Genomic DNA, 371 nt, shown 5'->3' with positions numbered 1-371 from the left:
CACCGAAGGTGACGACGAGGACGGCGGCAGCCGCCGTCGCCGCCGCCGTGGCCGTCGTGGCCGGGGCCGCGGCAAGGGCGCCGACGGCACCGACGAAGGCACCGAGAACGACGACGACCAGGCCGAAGAGCAGCCCCGTCGCCGCGGCCGCAACGGTGACGAAAAGCCCGAAGCGGACAACGAAGAGGCCGAGGAAGCCGCCGGTCCCACCGCGGAGTCCGACAGCGACGACGAGGGCGAGGGCGGCAGCAAGCGCCGTCGCCGCCGCCGTCGCCGCAAGGGCTCGGACGGCGACGACGCCGAGGGCACCGACGACCCGCCCAACACCGTCACGCACGTCCGCCAGGCCAAGGCCGAGCAGCCCGAGCGCC

1 pseudogene is annotated in these 371 nt (G+C 75.7%); it reads left to right on the top strand.

Annotation, left to right across the window (positions count from 1 at the left end):
• A pseudogene (locus G3I65_RS47390) lies at window positions 1–371 on the top strand (ribonuclease E/G); the annotation flags it as partial.

It is taken from the genome of Amycolatopsis sp. SID8362, assembly GCF_010550475.1.
Lineage (GTDB): Bacteria > Actinomycetota > Actinomycetes > Mycobacteriales > Pseudonocardiaceae > Amycolatopsis > Amycolatopsis eburnea.
The sequence above is the reverse complement of the archived record's forward strand: the minus strand, read 5'-3'. Positions and strand labels throughout refer to the sequence as shown.